The sequence below is a fragment of the Mesorhizobium sp. L2C066B000 genome, assembly GCF_000502335.1.
Lineage (GTDB): Bacteria > Pseudomonadota > Alphaproteobacteria > Rhizobiales > Rhizobiaceae > Mesorhizobium.
The window spans coordinates 1,149,292-1,171,369 of sequence record NZ_AYWZ01000001.1; the positions used below are offsets into that span (position 1 = coordinate 1,149,292).

At 64.4% G+C, this 22,078-nt stretch carries 8 protein-coding genes and 1 pseudogene; 3 read left to right on the plus strand and 6 right to left on the minus strand.

All coding sequences use genetic code 11. The features are described 5' to 3' along the window. Positions 1-30: 30 nt before the first annotated feature. The 6 genes and pseudogenes from cysW to X733_RS01000000165890 form a co-directional block, all read right to left on the minus strand. The gene (cysW, locus tag X733_RS160540; protein WP_023690809.1) at positions 31-915 is read right to left on the minus strand and encodes a sulfate ABC transporter permease subunit CysW; all 885 of its coding nucleotides are present in this window, start codon (positions 913-915) and stop codon (positions 31-33) included. Further along, on the minus strand, positions 908-1,759 hold the full coding sequence (gene cysT, locus X733_RS160535; protein ID WP_023687973.1) for a sulfate ABC transporter permease subunit CysT: 852 nt from the start codon (positions 1,757-1,759) through the stop codon (positions 908-910). The genes cysW and cysT overlap by 8 nt, the downstream gene beginning before the upstream one ends. Before the next feature lie 18 nt (positions 1,760-1,777). Beyond that, positions 1,778-2,806, minus strand: coding sequence for a sulfate ABC transporter substrate-binding protein (locus X733_RS160530; protein ID WP_023673082.1), 1,029 nt, complete (start codon positions 2,804-2,806; stop codon positions 1,778-1,780). Between the two features lie 230 nt (positions 2,807-3,036). Beyond that, on the minus strand, positions 3,037-3,720 hold the full coding sequence (locus tag X733_RS160525; protein ID WP_023735998.1) for a M15 family metallopeptidase: 684 nt from the start codon (positions 3,718-3,720) through the stop codon (positions 3,037-3,039). Positions 3,721-3,973: 253 nt separating this feature from the next. After that, complete coding sequence (pbpC, locus tag X733_RS160520; RefSeq protein ID WP_031193066.1) at positions 3,974-6,079, minus strand: penicillin-binding protein 1C; 2,106 nt, start codon at positions 6,077-6,079, stop codon at positions 3,974-3,976. 83 nt (positions 6,080-6,162) lie between these two features. Then, a pseudogene (locus tag X733_RS01000000165890) lies at positions 6,163-11,798 on the minus strand (alpha-2-macroglobulin family protein). Between the two features lie 277 nt (positions 11,799-12,075). Here X733_RS01000000165890 and X733_RS160515 point away from each other — a divergent pair. The 3 genes from X733_RS160515 (at position 12,076) to X733_RS160505 (ending at position 21,959) form a co-directional block, all read left to right on the plus strand. Next, positions 12,076-14,004 (plus strand): autotransporter assembly complex family protein, encoded by a 1,929-nt coding sequence (locus X733_RS160515; protein WP_023804940.1) that lies wholly within the window; start codon positions 12,076-12,078, stop codon positions 14,002-14,004. A 2-nt stretch (positions 14,005-14,006) separates the two neighbouring features. Continuing rightward, on the plus strand, positions 14,007-20,054 hold the full coding sequence (locus X733_RS160510) for a translocation/assembly module TamB domain-containing protein (protein ID WP_023817911.1): 6,048 nt from the start codon (positions 14,007-14,009) through the stop codon (positions 20,052-20,054). A gap of 252 nt (positions 20,055-20,306) precedes the next feature. Then, positions 20,307-21,959, plus strand: a complete 1,653-nt coding sequence (locus tag X733_RS160505; RefSeq protein ID WP_023668187.1) for an ABC transporter substrate-binding protein — start codon at positions 20,307-20,309, stop codon at positions 21,957-21,959. The last annotated feature ends 119 nt before the right edge of the window (positions 21,960-22,078 follow it).

Genomic DNA, 22,078 nt, shown 5'->3' on the forward strand with positions numbered 1-22,078 from the left:
GGTTCCCAGTCTTGGGCGACATGCATTTAGTCAGTGCCCGCGCGTCGCGGCGATCTCGGCGCCGTAGCGCATCTCGAGAAGTGTTTTCAAGACCAGCGTGACCAGCGCCAGGCCGGCAAGCAGCGAAGCGACGGCAAAAGCGCCGACGGCGTTGTACTCGTTGTAGAGGATTTCGACATGCAACGGCATGGTGTTGGTCAGCCCGCGTATGTGGCCCGACACGACCGAGACCGCGCCGAATTCGCCCATCGAGCGGGCGTTGCACAGAAGCACGCCGTAGAGCAATCCCCATTTGACGTTGGGCAGCGTCACGTACCAGAAGGTCTGCCAGCCATTGGCGCCCAGAGAGAGCGCGGCTTCCTCGTCGCCGTTGCCCTGTTCCTGCATCAGCGGGATCAGTTCGCGGGCAACGAAGGGGAAGGTGACGAAGATGGTCGCGAGCACGATGCCGGGCACGGCGAACAAGATCTGGATGCCGTGCGCCTTCAGCCATTCACCGAACAGTCCCTGAGCGCCAAACAAAAGCACATAGACCAGGCCGGAAATGACCGGCGAGACCGAGAAGGGCAGGTCGATCAGCGTGGTTAGAAAAGCCTTGCCCTTGAACTCGAACTTGGCGATCGCCCAGGCAGCCGAAATGCCGAAGACGACGTTGAGCGGAACGGCGATCACCGCCACCAGCAGCGTCAGCCGGATCGCCGAGCGCGTATCGGGATTGGAGAGCGATTCCGTGTAGGCGCCAATGCCTTTCGCCAGCGCCTCGTGGAAGACGATGATCAGCGGCAGCAGCAGGAAGATGGCGAGGAAGGCGAAGGCCACCGCCATCAGCAGCAGCCGCACCGGCCGGCTTTCGGTCACCGCCGCCGACCGGCTCTCGTGATGCGGTTCGTAGGATTTGATCTCGGGGTCAGCCATAGCGCTTGCGACTCCATGACTGCGCCAGGTTGATGACCAGCAGCATCACGAACGACAGCAAAAGCATGATCGCCGCGATCGCGGTGGCCGCCGGATAATTGTACTCCTCGAGCCGGATGACGATCAGAAGCGGTGCGATCTCCGACTTGTAGGGAAGGTTGCCGGCGATGAAGATGACCGAGCCGTATTCGCCGACGCCGCGCGCGAAGGCGAGTGAGAAGCCGGTGATGATGGCCGGCGCCAGGCCGGGAAACAGGATGCGGGTGATGATCTGGAAGCGGTTGGCGCCGAGCGTCGCGGCGGCCTCCTCCACTTCCTTGTCGATCTCCTCCATGATCGGCTGCACCGTGCGCACGACAAACGGCAGGCCGATGAAGACAAGCGCCACGACGATGCCGAGCGGCGTGTAGGCGACCTTGATGCCGAGCGGCGCCAGGAGATGGCCGATCCAGCCATTGGGCGCATAAAGAGTGGTCAGCGCAATGCCCGCGACCGCGGTCGGCAGCGCGAAGGGCAGGTCGACCATGGCGTCGACGACGCGGCGGCCGGGGAAGCGGTAGCGCACCAGCACCCAGGCGACGAGCGTGCCGAAGACGACGTTGACGGCGGCTGCGATGAAGGCTGTGCCGAAGCTGATTTCGAGTGCGTTGATGGTCCGGCGGTCGGTGGCGATCGCCCAGAAATCGGTCCAGCCGAGGGCTGCCGAGCGCCAGATCAGGCCCGACAGGGGGATGAGGATGATGAGCGTGAGGTAGGCAAGCGAGAAGCCGAGCGTCAATCCGAAACCCGGAATGACACTCGGCTGTCTGAATCGCCACCCCGCCTTGGCGGGTGCTATGGTCATGTCGTCCTGATCTAAATCCTACTGGGCCGGCTTGTAGATCTGGTCGAATATACCACCATCGCCGAAATGATAAGGCTGTGCCTTCTTCCAGCCGCCAAAAAGCGGATCGTCGATGGAGATCAGCTTGATTTCGGGCGTCTTCGGAATGTCAGCCGCATCCACCAGCTCGGGCTTGGCCGGACGATAGTGGTTCTTGGCGATGATCGTCTGGGCTTCCTTGGAATAGAGCCAGCCGAGATAGGCTTCGGCGACCTTGCGGGTGCCCTTGGCATCGACATTGGCGTCGACGATCGCCACCGGCGGCTCGGCCAGGATCGAGGTCGGGGGATAGACGATCTCGAAATTGTCGGCGCCGAATTCATTGAGCGCCAGATAGGCGTCGTTTTCCCAGCCGATCAGTACGTCGCCGATGCCTTTTTGCGCGAAGGTGACCGTCGAGCCGCGCGCACCGGTGTCGAGCACCGGAGCATTGGCGTAGAGCTTGCCGACGAATTCCTTGTTCTTGGCTTCGTCGCCGCCATCATTGGCGTTGGCATAGGCCCAGGCGGCAAGGTAGTTCCAGCGGGCGCCACCCGACGTCTTCGGGTTCGGCGTGATCACCTGGACGCCGTCCTTGACCAGATCGCTCCAGTCGTGGATGCCCTTCGGGTTGCCCTTGCGGACCAGGAAGATGATGGTCGAGGTGTAAGGCGCCGAATTGTTCTCGAACTTCTTGCGCCAGTCCGGGTTGATCTTCTTCGACTTGGTGACGATGGCGTTGATGTCGCCTTCGAGCGCCAGCGTCACCACATCGGCATCGAGGCCGTCGATCACGGCGCGGGCCTGGGCGCCGGAGCCGCCATGCGATTGCTGGATGGTGACCGTCTCGCCGGTCTCGGCCTTCCAGTGTGCGACGAAGGCTTCGTCATAGGCCTTGTAGAGTTCGCGTGTCGGGTCGTAGGACACGTTCAGAATGGTCGTATCGGCAAACGCGAAACCGAGCGTGCCGAACTGGATCGATGTGGCGACCAGTGCGCCGAGCAGTTTCTTGAAATGAGGTTTGGTCATTTCCGCCTCCGTTGATGACGGCTGAACTCTATCGAATTGATAGAAATTAGATGCATTCAACGTTGCATTTTTTGTCCCCCCGAAGGAAATTTTCGCCGATATTGGGTTTCGGAAGGAAATATTTTCCTCATATTGGTCTAACCCGAATCCGGCCGGTTTGACGCTATCTAGGAGCTGACAGCGCAGAAGCAAGGCCGAGCGAGGGAAGGCTCGGTGTAGCACCGGGCGGTTCAGCCCGCAGTGATGGGAAAATCGAAGCGCAGCTTTGGATACGGCTCATCCCGAAGCGTGTAGTGCCACCACTCGCGCGCATAATTCTTGAAGCCGCCGGCGCGCATGGCGTCGAGCAGCCTTTTGCGGTTTGCCGCCGCTTCTGCCGCCAATGGGCGATGGGCGGTTTCGCTTGCCGGGTCGAAACAGTCGAAGCTGGTGCCGAAACCGAGCGTGCCGGCGCCGGCCGCGCCGCAAGCGGCGGATGACTTGTTCTTGCCGTCGCTGCGGGCGATGGCTACATCGACGGTCGAGCCGCGCGAATGGGTTGACAATTCGCCGATATAGCCCTTGGCGATGAGGTCGCCGCGCTGCACCTGAGGGTACCATTGCGGATCGGGCGGGCCGCCCTCTCTGGTCCATTTGCCCATGTCGGCAACGGCGCGGGCCGGGCGGTAGCAGTCGAAGACGACCAGCGTCAGGCCATCGGCGGCGAGCGCTTTCTGCACACCGGACAGCGCTTGCGCAGCTTGCTTCGTGAGTATGCAGATTGGGGCGTCGTAGCCATCGGCCTTGCGATGCAGGAAATTTTCCAGGCCGGCATAGCGGATGTCCTGGCGGATCGAGGGATCGACATCGGCCAAGCGGACGAAGCCGGCGGGCAGGGGATCGGCGTCGGCGGGGGAGCAAGTCGAAACGAACATGGATAGGGCTAAGGCCAATCCTCGATGCAAGCGCTTCGGCACACCCCCCTCTGGCCTGCCGGCCATCTCCCCCGCAAGGGGGAAGATCAGATGTCGCTGCGGCTTTCGCCAATTTTCAACGTTGCTGAATGAGCGCGGCGCCGAAGCTGCCAATCTCCCTCCTTGCGGGGGAGATGGCCGGCAGGCCAGAGGGGGGTGCCTCGCGCCGGGCCTCGGGCGAAGAAGCCCAATCCCCTGAATCGCTTGGCGCCATCTATTCAACGAACACCTTCACGCTTGCCGCGCGTCCCACGGCGTCGATGACGGTGAGCGTCGAATAGCCGGCGCCGTCGGGCAGCCAGGTCGCGGTGCGGCGGCGGTCGATGCCGACGAGCGGCTTGCCATTGGCCAGCCAGCGGAACGGCGCGCGGCCGCCTTGCAGTTTCAGCACCAGCGGCGAGGCCTCGGCGGAATTGGTGGCGAGATCGACGCGGGCGCCGTTGGGCGGGAAAATGATCGTTGGCGCCGGTTCCGTCGGGCCTGCCTGCACCAGTCCGTCGGCGCCGGCGCCGAAGCGCCCCAATGTCACCGGCAGGTCTTCGCGCCTGGCCTTGAGGACACCGGCCGGCTGGCTGGGCAACGGGACGGCGGTGAGGCCGGAGCGGACGAAGCCCTCGAACAGGATGGGGGCGGCCGAGACATAGCCGGACAGGCCGGGCACCGCACCGGCATCGGCGCGGCCGACCCACACACCCAGCACGTAGCGGCCGTCGAAGCCGACCGACCAGGCGTCGCGGTAGCCGTAGGACGTCCCAGTCTTGTAGGCGATGCCGCGCTGCAAGGCGCCCTCGGGCGGCTTTACGCCCGACAATATGTCGGTGATCTGCCAGTTCGCCTGGGCGTCGAGGATCGTGGCGGTGGTGCGCTCGGCATTGGCCGGCTCGGTGCCGTCATGCAGCGTGTTTGCCTTGCCGCCATTGGCGAGGCCGGTATAGAGCTGGACGAGATCGCGCAGCGTTACGCCGACGCCTCCGAGGCCGATGGCGAGGCCCGGCGCCTCGTTGACCGGTAGCACCGGGCTGACGCCGGCCTGGCGGAAGCGCGCCATCAGCCGTGCCGGGCCGACCGAGTCGAGCACGCGGATCGCCGGAACGTTGAGCGACAGCTGCAGCGCCTGGCGGATCGAGACATCCCCCTGATAGCCCATGTCGAAATTCTTTGGCCGGTAGCCGCCGAAATCGACCGGACTGTCCTCGATCAGCATTTCCTGCGCCACCAGCCCTTGCTCGAAGGCGAGGCCATAGATGAACGGCTTCAGCGTCGAACCGGGCGAACGCACGATCCTGGTCATGTCGATCCAGCCGGAGCGGCTGGCATCGAAGAAATCGGCCGAGCCGACTTCGCCAAGAATGTCGCCGGTGCGCGCGTCCGCCATCACCATGGCGACCGACAGGCGCGGCCCAAGCTTGATCGCGGCATCTCGCGCCACCTGTTCCAGCCCTTGCTGGACGCTTTTGCGGATCGTCAGCTGCAATGGCTTGCCGGGTACGGCCTTGGGCAGCATGGCATAGGCGGCATGTGGCGCCAGTGCCGGCAGTTTGCGGCGCAAGCCCGAGACATCATCGAGCGCTGCGCGCGCGGCCTCGCGCTCGCCAAGCAGGTCAGCTGATACCATGCGGGTCAGCACGCGGTCGCGGGCTGCATGAGCGATGGTGAGATTGCGGTCGGGCCGGCGCTTTTCCGGCAATTGCGGCAGCGCAACCAGCAGGGCGGCTTCCGAGACCGTCAGCCGCTTCGGCTCCTTGCCGAAATAGGCGAGCGAGGCGGCGCGCACGCCTTCGAGATTGCCGCCATAGGGCGCCAAGGTCAGGTAGCGTTCGAGGATCTCCTGCTTGGACAGCCGCCGCTCGATCTGGATGGCACGCAGCATCTGCTTGATCTTCGAGCCGAGGCTGCGGTTTTCGCGTGGCTCGATCAGCCGGGCAAGCTGCATCGACAGGGTCGAGCCGCCGGAGACGATATGGCCGCTGGTGGCGAACTGGCCGGCGGCGCGCGCCAGCGCCAGCACATCGACGCCATCATGGTCCCAGAAGCGCTTGTCTTCATAGGTGACCAGCATGTCGACGAACTGCTTGTCGACCTGGTCGAGATGAGTGTCGAGCCGCCAGTAACCGTCCGACGTGGCGAAGGCGCGCAACAGCTGACCGTCGCGGTCCTGGACCTCGGTGGAGACGGTGAGCCTTCCGGGCAGCGGCGGCGGAAAAGCGCGGTCGAGTTCCCAGAGAGAAGCGGCAGCGATCGCCGCAAAGCCGACGAGGGAGGCGGCGGCGATGCCTGTTCGACGGAGAAATTTTCTGGAGAGCATGGTGGTGCCCTTCATCCGCCTGCCGGCTCCTTCTCTCCGCATAGCGGGGAGAAGGAGATGGTCGCGGACATCGGCGTGTTCATCTTCGTCAAGGCGCCTTACGGCGCCTTGATCTCCATCATGCCGGTGGCGGTGCGGGCCGAATATTGCGGCCGGTACATGTCCTCCACCGTGGCTGCCGGATGGGCATAGGTGCCCGGCGTTACCGCACGCACGACGTAGGCCAGCATGATGTTGCGGTCGCCATCGCCGTCATTGGGATTGAATGCCGCGACGAAACGGTCGTCGCGGAATTCGAGATGGGCTGCATCCGTTTGCGCCAGCCAGGTGAAGTTCGACAATTGGGCGCTGGAGACAAGGCCCGGATTGTCGATCTCGAAGCCGGCCGGCAACAGGTCGGTGATCAGCAGGCGCGAAGGCCAGCGGTTCTGCTCGTAAACCTTGAGCACGACCACGTAGCGTTCGTTCTGCGTCGCCTCGGTGACGTTGGCTTCGGTGCCATCGAGCTTGTAGTAGGTGCGGTCGATGGTGAAGCCGTCGCCGCCGGCCGGCAAGGGCTCTACCGGCGAGGCGACCGTGGTGACGACCGCCTGCAGCGGCGTGGCGCCGGTGTTGGCGATGGTCAGCGGGCTGTCGGCAATGTCGGTGCCGCTGAGGTGGTTGGAATACCCACCGGCATGCGGCGCGCCGTTGACCGAGAGCGTGATCGAGTCGTTGCCCGACTTCAGCGCGCGGGCCGCCAGAAGCATCCAGGACTCGTCCTGCGTGCTGGTCCAGCGGGCATCGGCACGTTCCCTTGCCACCAGCCGGATCAGCTCCGGCACGATGGTCGGCACCGGCTTCGATTCGGCGGCGAGCGCCAGGATCGCGGCGCCATCACGCAGCCGCGAGCCATAGTCGGACCGGTAGTAGTCGTATTCGGTGGTCGACTTGGCCAGCTGCAGCGCCGTCTGGAAGGTTGCTTCCGAACGCTGCGCGTCGCCGTAGAGCGCCAGGCTCGCCGCCAACTGGGCGACGGCCATCGGGCTCGAGAAGGCTTCGAGCTTGGTGTCGGCGTAGTAGCGCAGATCGCCGACCGAGGCCTTCTTGTTGCGGGCCAGAACATAGAGCGCGTAGGCGATTTCGCTGCCGCGATCCTGGACGTCCTGGTCGTAACCGACCGAGTTTTGCAGATTGCTCAGCGCCTGGCTCATCGCCAGGGCCGGCACGTCGTAGTTCTGCTCGCGCGCCCGGGTCAGGAAGTCCGTGACGTAAGAGTCAAGCCACAGATCGCCGGAGCCCGGACCCCACAGGCCGAAGCTGCCGGCCGAAGCCTGGTAGCTCAGCACCTTGTAGATGGCGGCCTGCACGCGGCCGTGCAGTTCGGGATCGCTTTGCATGCCGACTCCGGACGCCAGATCGTTGACGTAGAGAAGCGGCATGGCGCGGCTGGTGGTCTGCTCGGCGCAACCATAGGGGTAGCGGTCGAGCGTCATCAGCAGCGACGGNAGCGGCATGGCGCGGCTGGTGGTCTGCTCGGCGCAACCATAGGGGTAGCGGTCGAGCGTCATCAGCAGCGACGGCACGTCGAAGGCGGCAGCCTGCGAAACGCCGACGCTGATCGAGGCGCCGTCGAGCAGGCTTGCCGCGAGCAGCTCCTTGTCGACGCGCAGCGAGCCGCCATTGCCCTTGAGGTCGACGACCAGACGGGTGGTGACCGGCAATTGCGCCGGACGCACCGGGACATACAGCGTCTGCTCGACGGAGGTGCCGTCGCCATGGGCGAGCTTGATGGTGATCGAGGCATTACCCGCCGTCTGTGCAACCAGCGGCACAGTCAGCGTCTGGCGCTTGCCCTTGGCGAGAGTCAGCTTTTCGGGCAACGGCTTGTCGCCGGTCGAGAGGTCGCCGGTCGTGGCGATCGACAGGGCATAGTCGCCCTCCGGACCGTCGGTGTCGGCGACGTCGAGCCGCATGATGGCTGCATCTCCAGGCGCCAGGAAGCGGGGCAGGCCGGCGGTGATCACCACCGGATCGCGCACGATGACGTCGGTCGTGGCATGGCCGACTGCATCCTTGGTCCAGGCGACGGCCATGACGCGCACGGTGCCGTTGAACTGCGGGATGTCGAAGTCGATCCTTGCCTTGCCGTCGGCGTCGAGCTGGACCGGGCCGGAGAAGAAGGCGACCAGCTTTTCGGTCGGCGGACTGCCTTGCGGCTGCATCGAGGCGCCGTCGCCGCCGGTCCTGAGCTTGCCGGTGGTGCCGAGCGAGCCGTCGATGAGACGGCCATAGATGTCGCGGACTTCGAGCCCGAGCATGCGCTGGCCGAAATACCAGCCCTCCGGATCCGGCGCCTTGTAGTTGGTGAGGTTCAAAATGCCGACATCGACGGCAGCGACCGTGACATAGGCATTGCTGCCCGGCGCTACGCCGGCGACCGAAACCGGGATCGACAGCTGCTGGCGCGGCATCGTCTTGTCCGGCGGCGTCAGGGTGACGGCGAGCTTTTTCGAGCCTGGGTCGACCGTCAGCCATTTTACGCCGATGGCGCGCGCCGGCATGCGGGTTTCCTGCGCATCGCCGGGCCGGAACAGGGTTGCGGTGATGTAGGCGCCCGCGCCCCAGTCGTCACCGACCGGGATGTCGACCGTGCTGCCGCCGGCCGGCACGGTTGCCGTGATGGTCTTGAGCAGCTTGTCGGCGCCGATGGTGACCAGCAGTTCGCCGGCAAAATGCGGCGACACCTTCAGCTTGGCCACGTCGCCGGCGGCATAGCTGTCCTTGTCGAGAGCGATCTCGAGCCCATCAGGCGTTTCGGTGGAGGTCGAGGAGACATACCAGCCGGCGTCGAACTCATAGCTGGTCGCCGGGCCCTCGGGATCGGCAGTCTCGATCTCGAGCCGGTACTGGCCCCAGTCGACCGGCATCGTCACGGTCGCCTCGGCATCGGCGCTGAGATCGACCTGGCCGTTGGCGATCGACTTGGTGAAGGTGACCGGTTCGTAGTTCCACGAGTTGTTGTTGCGATACCACTGGTAATTGCGTTCGACCTTGACCAGCGACCACTGCGCGCCCTTCAGCGTCTCGCGCTTGCCGTCGGGGTCGACCGCGATGAGGCTGAACTTGGCGGTGCCGCCCTGCGGCACCTCATTGTCGGCGAAATCCGGACGAATGCCGATCATGTGGCCTTGCGGGCGGATGCCGATGTTGAGCGAGCGTTCGATGGCGCGGCCGCCGGTTTCACGCATGCGAACCGTGACCTTGGCGTCGACCAGCTTGGTGGTCGCGGGCAACTGGTCGACCGTGACCGGGAAGGTCGCCTTGCCGTCGTCGCCGACCACCGGCAGACCGGTGAACGGGGTGACCGAAGGCTCGGCCGACTGCTCGTCGGCAAGGCCGAACGAATAGCCGGCGAAACGGTCCCAGTCGCGCGCCGTCGACAGCGTCAGCTCGCCTTCGAGCGCGAGGCCGGCGGCCGGCGCGCCATAGAGGAAGCGGCCGTCAATGTCGATGTTGGCGGTTTCGCCCTGGGCGATCTCCTGCTTGTCGGACTTCATGTCGAACTCGATGCGATCCGGCACGAAGTCTTCGACCAGGAACATCTGGCTGGAAACGGCCGCCTGCTTGGGATCGGTATAGATCGACACCGTCCAGGTGCCGCGCATGGCGTTGGCTTCCAGCGGCAGGTCGACGGCATAGCCGCCGGCCGAGACGCCATCGGCAACGATGCGGCGGTTCTCGACGCCGTCGGGACGGGTGAAGATGAAGGTCAGCGGCAGGTTTTCCACCGCTTTGGAGGCGCCGTCGCGGGCAAGGGCTGCGACATGCACATCCTCGCCGGCGCGGTAGATGCCGCGTTCGGTCCAGGCATAGACATCGAGCGCGCCCGGTGCGGCGCGTCCGGCGACGCCGCGATCGGACAGATCGAAGCCGGCGCGGCCCATGTCGAGGAAGACGAAATCGTTGTCGCCCTGCTTGGCCATCAGAACGGCCGGCACCATGCCGCCGTCGCCGCGCGTCAGGCCGGGGTTGAAGACAGCATGGCCTTCGGCGTCCGACGTGGCTGTGCCGAGGATTTCATTGTTCCTGGCCAGCAGCGTCAGTTCGGCGCCGGCGATCGGCTTGGCGGTTCCGAGCGAGCGGGCAAAGACATTGAGGCCATCCTGGCCGGTATAGGTCGACAGGCCGATGTCGGAGACGACGAACCACTGCGTGGCAAGCGAATTGTAATTGTCCTCGTCATTTTCATTTACCGCTTGCGCGGTCAGCACGTAGACGCCGGGCTTGCGCTGCGGCAAGGCTTCGTCGACCGGGAACGAAGTCGTGACGTCCTTGTTGAGGTCGTTGGCGATATCCAGCTGCCCCTGCCAGACCGGCTCACCCATCTGGTCGGAAATGCTGGAGATATCATAGCCGTCGAGCTGCTTCAGGAACTGATAGCCGGACAGAAGCTGCGCCAGCGAACGATCGCCGATACGGTAGAGCTTCATCTGCGCGGTGTTCATGTTGACGGTGACGATGGGGATGCCACGGCGGGCGCCGGCGGGCAGCACGAAGCTGTCGCCGGTGAAGCGGGCGGACGGCGCGCGGTCCTGCACATAGATCGACAGCACGACCGGAGCGGCGGTGACCTCGCCAATGGCGGCCGGCAGACCGGCGCGGAAGGTCACTTCGTAATGTTGGCCGTGCTCCAGGCCTTCGACGCAGATCTGCTTGTCCTTGGCCTCGACGCCCTTGGGCGGCTGGTTGTCGACGGTGACGAACTGGGCGTAGTCGACGCCGGTCTTGACCAGCTCCTCGGAAAACTGCGCGCAAATGCGCGGCGCGCTGGTGTCGGCGTCGATCGAGTGATCGATGACGCGGAAGCCCTTGCGGGCCTTGAGATCCTCATATTCGGCCTTGACCGCCGGCGAACTGACCAGCGCGAGGCTGGCTTCATAAGCCTGCAGGGCCGGACGGTAGAGATCGCGGCGGTCGAGGCCGTTGCCGAGCAGCGCCAGCACTTCGGCGCGGGTCTTGGTGGTGCGCAGCAACTTGTAGGCGTTGATGGCGGCGGAGGTGCCTTTGACCGGCAGATTGTAGGATTCGGAGGTGCCGCTGGCCGGCTGTATGGCAAGCGTTTCACGCGCCAGACCGAGCCAAAGCTGACCGTCGTCAGGCAGGACCGAGACCGCGGCCTCGTATTTGTTCATGGCCTGCCCATGGTCGCCGGTCAGTGCAGCCTGTTCGGCGGCGGCGCGGAGTGATTCCAGCCCGTCGGTCGGCTTGTCATAGGCCGGATCGGTCAGCTTGTTGCGGTATTGCTGGGCCTGGTCGGCCATCCAGTTGGGGAAGAAGGCGAGTTCCGGCGGGGCGCCGATATCGGGGTCGCCATCGACATTGACGACCTTGCCCGCGACCGCGCCGCTGAAGNGAGTTCCGGCGGGGCGCCGATATCGGGGTCGCCATCGACATTGACGACCTTGCCCGCGACCGCGCCGCTGAAGGGTTTCAACTGGTTATAGTCGGACTTTAGGAAGCACCATTTGGCCTTGTTGTTGTAAGTAAAGGCGCGGCAGGCGGGGTCGCCGAGGCATGTCGTCTTGCACTGATCGAGGCTGACATTCTGGTCCGATCTGAGATCGAAGCCGAAATAGTCGGAATTATTTGAGGTCACCACCCGGCGGGCTTCGGCCGCTTGCGCTACAGACCCCCAGGCGAAAATGAGAAGAATCAAGATCGACAGACCACGAGCCGCCGCGCGCATCGCCATAACACCCTCCAGACACTGCTACGTCCGCGGCATGTTCAAGCTTCAGTCAAGCTTGTCAACACGAGGACGGGCAGGTTTCCGCCCGCCAACGGTTCCCAAACCGGCCAATGACCGGTATGCCGATAGTTCATCCACGGGAAAGGGATCACGCTTTCTTGCGAAAACGCAGAAGGTGTGAATTCCAAGCCCTGCCTATTTCAGACAATTGGATTGTGGCCCCTTTACGAGCGCTTCAAAACTTCATTCCAATTTTAGTTTTGTAACCTAGGTTGTCCTGATGCCGGCGTATGAAGCGCAGATGTCGAAGGTAAGTGCGCCACGGCGCACGCTTTCGCGTGCGCTGATTGTGGCGTTGGCGTGCTCGACCGTGCTCGTTGCCGAATCGGGGTCGGCGGCCGCCTTCGAGCTCTTCGGCATCAAATTGTGGGGCTCTTCGAATGACGAGGACGCCGATATCGTCGACCCGCTGCGCTATGCGGTGACCATCGAAGCGCCCGATGCCGACAAGGACCTGGTCAAGAAGCTCGAAAACGCCTCGTCGCTGAAATCCGACGAGGACCGCCCGGTTTCCGGCTCGCTCGGCCTTTTGGCAAAGGCGCGTAGCGACCGCGAACAGCTGGTCGCCGCGCTTTATGCCGACGCCCGTTATGAAGGCGTCGTCACTATCACCATCCAGGGCAAGGCGCTCGACGATTTGCCGCCCGATGCCGAATTTACGGGTCCGCAGCCGATCCCGGTGGTGATCAGCATCTCGAGCGGGCCCAAATTCACGCTCGGCAATATTCGGCTGGAGGGCGATGCCGCCGGGCTGGCGAGCGCCGATTTCGGCCTGATAGCCGGCGGCGATGCCGGCTCGGGCGCCGTGCTCAAGGCCGAGGCGCTGATCGTGCGGGCGCTGAAGCAGGAGGGCCGGCCGCTGGCCCGGATCACCGACAGGCAGGTCGTGGCCGAGCACACCACCTCGACGCTCGACGTGACGCTGACGGTGGCCGCCGGGCCGGTTGCCGGTTATGGCGACACCACCGTCGATGGCACCGAGAAGGTCAATCGCGAGTTCACCGAATATATGACCGGGCTGAAACGCGGCCGGCAATATTCGCCCGACGAGATCGACGATGCCCGCGACCGGCTGCTGAGGCTCGAAGTGTTCAACAGCGTGACGCTGAAGGAAGCCGACAGTCTCGACGCCGACGGCAACATTCCGATCGGCGTTCAGGTCAGCGAGCGCAAACCACGCTATTTCGGCGTTGGCGGCACTTTCTCCAACACCGAAGGGCTAGGCCTGGAAGGCTATTGGGGCCACCGAAATCTGTTCGGCCGGGCCGAAAAGCTGCGCATCGAGGGCAAGATCAGCGGCATCGGCAGCAACGATCTCAGCGAGCTCAACTACAATGCCGGCATCATGTTCGAGAAGCCGGGCGTGGTCGGGCCGGCCTCGAAATTCATCGCCAGCGTCAAGACCGTCCTCGAACATCCCGATGCCTACGACCATTTCTCGGTCAAGGGCAGCACCGGCCTGTCCTATGAGATCGACAAGAAGCAGACGGTTTCGGCTGAAATCGCGCTGGACTATTCCAGGATCACCGACGCCTTCGGCAAGCACAAATACCTGATCGCCAGCATTCCGCTGCAATATGTCTATGACAACAGGGACAACCGGCTCAATCCGACCAGCGGCTTCAGGGTTCTGGCCTATGCCGAACCGAGCTACGACATTCTGAGCGGCGCCGCCTTCCTCAAGCTCAGGGGCGAGGGGTCGGCCTATCAGTCGCTCGACACGGCCTCGAAATTCGTGCTTGCCGAACGCGTCGCGCTGGGTTCGATCGTCGGCACCGGCCTTCAGAACGTTCCAGCCGACAGGCGCTTCTATTCCGGCGGTGGCGGCTCGGTGCGGGGCTATGCCTATCAGGGCATCGGACCGAAGGACATCGACAATCAGCCGATCGGCGGGCTTTCCTTCTTCGAAACATCGGTCGAAATGCGCATTGCGCTGACCGACACGATCGGCATCGTGCCGTTCGTCGACGCCGGCACTGTCTCGACCACAGCGACGCCGGACTTTTCCGACGTGAAGGTCGGCGCGGGCGTTGGCCTGCGCTACATCACGCCGTTCGGGCCGCTGCGCATCGACGCCGCCGTGCCGCTCAACCGCGACCGTGGCGACCCGCGTTTCGGCATCTATGCCGGCATCGGACAGGCGTTCTGACGATGAAGATTTTGAAACGCATCCTTCGCCTGTTTTTCTACACGCTGCTGATCGTGGCGGCGGCGGGCATCGGCGCGCTGGTCGTGCTGACCAAGACCGAGCGCGGCCGCGAAAATCTCGCCGGCATCATCTCTGACATGGCCTCGTCAGGGGACAGCAAAGTCACGGTCAGCGGCATTAACGGTATCTGGTCCGGCGCGCTGACGGTCGACCATGTCGTGCTGGAAGACCGCGAGGGCGCCTGGCTGGTGGCCCGCAAGGTGGCCGTCGACTGGTCGCCGCTGGCGCTGTTGTCGAAGAATTTCAGCGCCGACCGCATAGCGGCCGAACGGATAGAACTGGCACGGCTGCCTGTGGCGAGCACCGAGCCGAGCAAGAGCGGGTCGACCGGCCTGCCGGTTTCGCTTGATATCAGAGCGATCGATTTGCCGGAGATCGCGCTCGGCCAGCAACTTGCCGGCAGCGGCATTGCCGAACTTGCGGCCAAGGGATCGGCCAAGGTCGATGCGTCGCCGCTGGCGATCCAGACGGTGCTCAACGTTACCCGCCATGACGGCAAGCAAGGCAATGTCGACGCCAACATCCACTTCGCGCCGGATGAAAACAAGCTTGACCTCGATCTCAAGGCTTCCGAGCCGGCCGGCGGCATCATCGCCAACCTGCTCAAGCTACCCGGCGCGCCGCCGGTCAACATCGTCGTCTCGGGCACCGGGCCGCTGGCCAACTGGAGCGGCGTCGGCACCTTCATGGTCGATGGGCAGATCGTTACCCAGCTCACCGGCCGGCACCAGCTGACCGACAAGGGCAACCGGATCGAGGCCAAGGGCGACGGTTCGTTCGAAGGGTTCCTGCCGGAACGGTTCAAGTCGCTGTTTGCCGGCAAGACCAGTTTCGACCTCGCCGGCACCGCGACCGCAGCCGGCGGCGTCGACATCGAGCGCGCTGCGATCGAGAGCGACGCAGTTCATGGCACCGCTGCCGGCATGGTCGACCCCAAGGGCGCCAGTGACCTTTCGGTCGAACTGGTGGCCAAAGCCAAGCCGGTCACGGTCAATGTCGGCACCCCGGCGCAGCCGATCATGGTGGCCATCAACAATGTGACCGCGCGCGCCTTCGGTGACGGCAAGGCGCCGATGATTGACGCCGGCGCTTCACTCGTCTCGGTGGTTGCGGGCGGTTCTCAGGTGAACAATCTCGATGCGCGGATCCATTCCGACGGTTTCGACATCGAGAACCGCAGCGGCCCGGTCAGCGTGTCGCTGGCGGCGGCCGGGCTGAAGACCGACGTCGCGACACTGGCCCCGCTGGTCACCGGCAAGCTGACGGCCTCTCTTTCCGGCTCGATCAGCAAGGATGAGATATCGCTCGATGAGGGTACGCTGCGCAGCGATGCGCTCAATGCCGAGCTGACGGCCAAGGTGGCGCTGGCCGACCTCGCCATGACGCTCAAGATGAATGCCGATGCTGTGTCGACGGCGCTGCCGCCGCAGATCAGTTCGCTGCTTGGCGAACGGGTCAAATTCTCGGCGGCCGCGACGCGCGATCCGCAGGGCTCTTTCGCCGCCAACTCGATCGAACTCACTTCCGGTTCGCTGAGCGCCAGCGGCACCGCCAGCGCGCAAGGCAGCGATATCCAGGCCGACATCAAGGGCAAGCTCGGCGACGTCTCGGTGCTGTCTTCGCTGGTCGGCGTGCCGATCGCCGGCGGGGTCGATTTCGCGCTGACGGCAAGCGGCGCGCGCAACGCACCGGATTTCTCGGTTTCGGCCGACAGTGCCAGCCTGACGGCCTCCGGCCGCACCGTCAAGGACATCAAGCTGACCGCATCGGGCAAGGCCGACATTGTGAGCCCGGCCGCAGATGTCTCGCTGACCGGCGCGGTCGACGAACAGCCGCTCGCCGTCAAGGCGGCGCTGGTGACGAGCGACGGCAAGCGCTCCATCAAGGGGCTCAGCGTAGCGCTGGGCGACAACAAGGTGTCGGGCGACCTCACGCTCGATGAAAAATTCCTGCCGCTGGGGACGCTGACGATCTCCGCCCCCGATATCGCGCCGCTGGCGTCGCTGGCCGGGCAGACGGCGGCCGGCGATATCGGCGGCACCGTGGTGTTCGCCAAAGACGGCGAGGCTCCCACTGTCACCATCAATGCAGCCAGCGTGTCGATCGCGCGCGGTGATGTGGCAGCCAAGGCAGTCACCGTCAGCGCACTGATCGCCAACTATCTCAACAGCCCTGCGATCTCCGGCACGATCAAGGCCGAGAGCGTGACCTCGGGAACGACCGTCGTCAGTGGCATCGGCGTCGACCTCAAGCGTGACGGCGACTGGACGAATTTCACCGGCGGCGCAACCATATCAGGCATTCCGGCGACAGCTGCCGGGCGGGCGAAGATTGCCGGGGGCGCGACCAGCGTCGAGATCGCGTCCGGCGAGGCGACGGTGCGCGGCATCAAGGTGGCGATCGCCGAGCCGTCGAGCCTGACCATTGCCGATGGCATAACCAACATTCAAAGGCTGGTAGTCGATCTCGGCGGCGGCTCGGTGACGCTGTCGGGCACGGTGGGCCAGACGCTCGATCTGGCGGCGACCTTCTCGGCGCTGCCGGCTGCGCTTGCCAATGGCTTTTCGCCCGGCCTCGATGCCGCGGGCACGCTCGACGGCACGGCGCAAATCACCGGGCCGTCAGCAAATCCCGACATTCGCTTTAATGCAAAACTGGCCGGCGCCGAGACCAGCCAGACCCGTCAGGCCGGGCTCGGACCGCTCGATGTCGATGCGGCCGGCAGCTATTCGACGGCCGGCGGCGTCGTGCTGGATCAGGCGACGCTGTCGGGCCAAAAAATCTCCGGCAAGGCCGCCGGCACCGTCAACCCGAACGGCGCCAGCGATTTCGCGCTCGATCTGACATCGTCCGGTCCGAGCCTGCCGTTGACGCTGGGCAGCGCGGAAAGCCCGATCAAGCTCGAATTGCAGGCGCTGTCGGTGAAGGCGGCCGGGCAGGCTGCGCAAGCCAAGCTCGACATCTCGGCGGTACTGCCTTCGGTGGCGACGGATGACGCCAAGGTCGAGGGCATTGCGCTTGCGCTGCATTCCGATGCATTTGATCTGAGAAGCCGCACCGGTCCGATCTCGGGCACGGTGACGGCGGACAAGATCGGTCTGGACAATCCGACCATCGCACCGCTGATCGCCGGCAAAGTCACCGCCAAGGTCGCGGGCAGCCTGGCGGCCGATGCGATCACCATCGACAGCGGCTCGGTGCAGGGCGATGCGCTGGGCAGCGCCTTCAATGGCCGTGTCGGCTTTGCCGATGGAGCAATCGACCTCAACCTCAACGCCGACGTGCTGTCGGCGGCGTTGCCGGCGGCGGCGCGCAGCGTGCTGGCAGAGCGCACGCAGCTCAGCGCCACGCTGAAGCGGGATGCCAATGGCAATGTCAGCGCCAATCCGGTCACGCTGGCGTCGGGCGCACTGACCGCGGACGGTCAGGCCAGCCTCGCCGACAACAAGCTTAGCGCAAATATCAAGGGTGCACTGGCCGACATCTCGCTGTTGTCGAAAGATGCCAAAGGCGCGATCAGCTTTGCACTCAACGCGCAGGGGCCCAGCCTGGCCCCGGATCTGTCGCTGACGGTCAGCAGCGACCGGCTTCTCGTGGCGGAACGCGAAATCACCGGGTTGAAGCTGACCGCCACCGGCAAGGCCGATGCCGCCAATCCGGCGGCCAATGTGCAACTGACCGGCAATGTTGCTGGGCAGGCGCTGCAAGGCAGCGCGGTGCTGGCGACGGCGGACGGCAAGAGCGCCATCAACGGCCTGCTGCTGTCGCTCGGCAAGAACAAGATTTCCGGCGACCTTGCGCTCGACGAGGCTTTCGTGCCGGTCGGCACCATCGCGCTCGACCTGCCGGATATCGGGCCCCTGGCGGCGCTGGTGCTGGAAAAGGCCGAAGGCGACGTGCGCGGCACCATCGCCTTCTCAAAGACCGCGGATGGCCCGAACGTCGCCGTCAAGGCTGCGACCGCTTCGATTACGCGCGGCGACCTGCAGGCGAAGACGGTGTCGATCGATGCGCTGGTCGCCAACTATCTCGCCGCGCCGGTCATCTCGGGCAAAATTCGCGCCGACAGCGTCATTTCCGGCGGCACCGCCATCAGCGGCATCGATGTCGATTTGAAGCGCGACGGCGACTGGACCGGGTTTTCCGGCGGCGCCACCGTCAAGGGCATTCCGGCGAAGGCTGCGGGCAGGATAAAGGTGGCTGGCGGCACCACCACCATCGAACTCGCTTCCGGCCAGGCCACGGTGCAGGGCATCAAGGCGGCCATCGCCCAGGCCTCGACCGTCAGCATCGCCAACGGCACAACGACGCTGGACAAGCTGGTGCTCAATCTCGGTGGCGGCACGGCGACGGTGACCGGCAAGGTCGGGCAGGCACTCGACATCAGTGCCGCGCTGTCGAAGGTGCCGGCTTCGCTGGCCAACAGTTTTTCGCCGGGCCTCCAGGCCGCCGGTTCGATTTCAGGGACTGTGAAGGTGACGGGCGCGTTGGGCAATCCGGCTGTCGCCTTCGATATCGATGCCGGCGGGGTGCAGACCTCGCAGACGCGCAGCGCCGGTCTTGGCGGCATGAATATCTCTTCGTCGGGAACATTTGCCGGCAAGAAGCTCACCTTCAACGCCGACATCAGCGACGGCGCCGGGCTTGGCCTCAAGGGCGGCGGTACGGTGACGACGGCCGGCACACCAGCGCTGGTGCTCGACTTCAACGGCAAGGTGCCATTTTCCTTCCTGGCCGCCAAGCTTGCGGCGCAAGGCCTGTCGCTCAGCGGCACCGCCAACGTCAATATCCAGATGCGCGGCCCGGCGGCGTCGCCGGTGATCGGCGGCACGGTCAGCACGTCGGGCGCCCGCCTGGTCGACGCGCGCTCCGGCCTTGCCGTCAACGACATTGCCGCCGACATTTCGATCGGCAACGGCGTTGCCCGGATCAACCGGCTGACCGGCACGCTGTCGACACGCGGCAGCCTGTCGGCCTCCGGCACCCTCGGCATCAATCCGGCGCAAGGTTTCCCAGCCGATTTGTCTATCAAGCTGGTTGACGGCCGCTATACCGACGGCAGGGTGGTGACAGCCAATCTCGGCGGCGACCTGACCATCAAGGGGCCGCTCACCTCGGCGCCGGTGATTTCGGGCACCGTCAATCTGGCCAAGACCGTCATCACCGTTCCCGATAAGCTGCCGGGCTCGCTGGCAGCGCTCGGTGTCAAGCACAAGAACGCGCCCGCCTCCGTGCGGGCGCAGGACAAGGCCTTGCGACCGGCGGCGGCCAGCGGTGGTGGCGGCAGTGGGCTTGTCCTCGACGTCACGGTCAATGCGCCGAACCAGATCTTCATCCAGGGCAGGGGCGTCGATGCCGAGTTCGGCGGTTCGCTGAGGCTGACCGGCCCGGCGGCTTCGCCGCAGGCGGTCGGCACCTTCACCTTGCAGCGTGGGCGGCTGTCGATCCTCGGCAAGCGGCTGACCTTTACCGAAGGCACGGTCGGCTTTTCGGGCTCGCTGGTGCCCTACCTCAACTTGACCGCGACATCGACCACGACCAGCGCCACCGTCACCATCGTCGTCTCGGGCGAAGCGACCAATCCGAAATTCGACTTCTCATCGGTGCCGGCGCTGCCCGAGGACGAGGTGCTGGCGCAGCTGATTTTCGGCCGCTCTATGTCGAACCTGTCGCCGCTGCAGATCGCGCAGCTGGCCGAGGCCGCCGGCCAACTGGCCGGCGTCGGCGGCTCGACCTCGCTGCTCGAAAACCTGCGCAGTGCAATCGGCGTCGACGACCTGGATGTGACCACCGATGACCAGGGCGGCACCGCCGTGTCGGCGGGCAAGTACCTCAATGACCGCACCTATGTGACGATCCAGAAAGGCGACAGGCCAGGGTCGGGCAAGGCGACGATCGACCTCAATGTCGGACGCGGCGTCAAGCTGCGCGGCGAGGCCAATGATGGCGGCGAGGCCAAGGGCGGCATATTCTACGAAAAGGAATATTGAGTTCCTGGCCCTTACCGCCACCGGAACTGGCGCTGTCTCAACCCGCCCAAATGTATCAATTACTCGCCTAAGCAGATTCCGGCGGAATCTGGGCGCGCTAGCACTTTTGCGCCAAGTCTGTCGTTATCACGCGAACCGCTCCCTTTTCAAAGTTGCACATTCCCTAACAGGTTCCGTAGCCATGCCGTCTTTGACATCACGGCAGGGATGCGGAATGTTAAAAGGCGGAAAGCCAACAATGGGAGTTAAGGTATGACAAATTACAAGAGTAATGGCGATCGCGTTCCCGATCACATCCTGGCCATGGCCGAAGAAGCCAAGGCAGGCAAAGTCGATCGCCGCGAGTTCCTCGCCATGGCGAGCGTGTTCGGCGCGTCGACTGCGATGGCCTACGGCATGCTCGGCGTAGCCGTGCCGACCCAAGCCAGGGCCGAAGAGGTGCAGGGCAAGAAGGGCGGCATCCTTAAAGTCGCGCAATGGGTCAAGGATCCCAAGGATCCGCGCAAGGCCGACTGGTCGGAAATCGCCAATGCCGAGCGTCAGGCGCTTGAGCCGCTGGTCAAGTACACCAGCGAATACACGTTCCGCCCGTACCTTCTGGAGAGCTGGGAGGTCAACGACGACGCCACCGAGTACACGCTGCATGTGCGCAAGGGTGTGACCTGGTCGAATGGCGATGCCTTCACCGCCGATGACGTCATCTTCAATCTCAAGCGCTGGGCCGACAAGAAGGCCGAGGGCAATTCCATGCCTGGCCGTCTCGGCACGCTGGTCAAGGACGACAAGCTCGACGAAAGCGCCGTGACCAAGGTTGACGACCACACCGTCAAGCTGAAGCTCGGCAAGGCTGACATCGCGCTCATTCCGAACATGTGCGACTATCCCGGCCTCATCGTGCACAAGAGCTTCGACGAGAAGGGCGGCGACTTCAAAGCCTGCCCGATCGGTACCGGCCCGTTCGAGCTCGTCTCCTACGATGTCGGCCAGAAGGTGGTCTACAAGCGCCGCGAGGACAACAAGTGGTGGGACGGCGAGGTGTTCCTCGACGGCATCGAGTTCGTCGACTACGGCACCGATCCGGCAGCCATGGTCAGTGCCTTCGAGGCCGGCGAAGTCCATACGAATTTCGAGACCTCGGCCGACTATGTGTCGATCCTCGACGGACTGGACCTGGTCAAGTCCGAAATCGTCACCGCCTCGACCATCGTGTGCCGCACCAACATCAACAACAAGCCTTACGGCGATCAGAAGGTGCGTAACGCGCTGCAACTGGCGGTCGACAACAATGTCGTTCTGCAGCTTGGCTACGGAAATGCCGGCACGGTGGCTGAAAACCACCATGTCTGCCAAATCCACCCGGAATATTACGAGCTGCCCAAAGTCGCTCGCGATCCGGCCAAGGCCAAGGCGCTGATGGCGGAAGCCGGCCAGGCCGACTTCGAGCATGAGCTGATCACGGTCGACGAAGACTGGCACAAGAATACCGGCGACGCCATCGCCGCGCAGATGCGCGACGCCGGCCTCAAGGTAAAGCGCACGGTGCTGCCGGGCTCGACGTTCTGGAACGACTGGACCAAGTATCCGCTGTCCATGACCAACTGGAACATGCGGCCGCTCGGCGTCCAGGTTCTGGCGATCGGCTACCGCACCGGCGAGGCGTGGAACGAGTCGGCCTATTCCAACCCCGAATGGGATGCCAAGCTCAATGCAGCATTGGCCGTCGCCGATGCGGCCAAGCGCAAGGAAATGATGAAGGACATCGAGCAGATCCTGCAGGATTCCGGCATCATGATCCAGCCATACTGGCGCAAGCTCTACAGCCACTCGGTCAAGGCGGTGCAGAATTACAAGATGCATCCGACCTTCGAGCGCGACTACGGCAAGGTCTGGCTCGACCAGGCGTGATTGGAACGTCAGGGAAGGGGCGCTTCGCTCCTTCCCGTCACGCCTCGCATGGCCCAGAACCGGAAGCCGCCGCAGCAAAAAGTTGCGGACTCTCCTGAAAGACCGTTCAATAAAACTGG

Bases quoted from the DNA above. Each gene is read 5' to 3' on its own strand.
- cysW (WP_023690809.1), bottom strand. From the start codon at position 915: ATGGCTGACCCCGAGATCAAATCCTACGAACCGCATCACGAGAGCCGG.
- X733_RS160525 (WP_023735998.1), bottom strand. From the start codon at position 3,720: ATGTTCGTTTCGACTTGCTCCCCCGCCGACGCCGATCCCCTGCCCGCC.
- X733_RS160530 (WP_023673082.1), bottom strand. From the start codon at position 2,806: ATGACCAAACCTCATTTCAAGAAACTGCTCGGCGCACTGGTCGCCACA.
- cysT (WP_023687973.1), bottom strand. From the start codon at position 1,759: ATGACCATAGCACCCGCCAAGGCGGGGTGGCGATTCAGACAGCCGAGT.
- X733_RS160505 (WP_023668187.1), top strand. From the start codon at position 20,307: ATGACAAATTACAAGAGTAATGGCGATCGCGTTCCCGATCACATCCTG.
- pbpC (WP_031193066.1), bottom strand. From the start codon at position 6,079: ATGAAGGGCACCACCATGCTCTCCAGAAAATTTCTCCGTCGAACAGGC.
- X733_RS160515 (WP_023804940.1), top strand. From the start codon at position 12,076: ATGCCGGCGTATGAAGCGCAGATGTCGAAGGTAAGTGCGCCACGGCGC.
- X733_RS160510 (WP_023817911.1), top strand. From the start codon at position 14,007: ATGAAGATTTTGAAACGCATCCTTCGCCTGTTTTTCTACACGCTGCTG.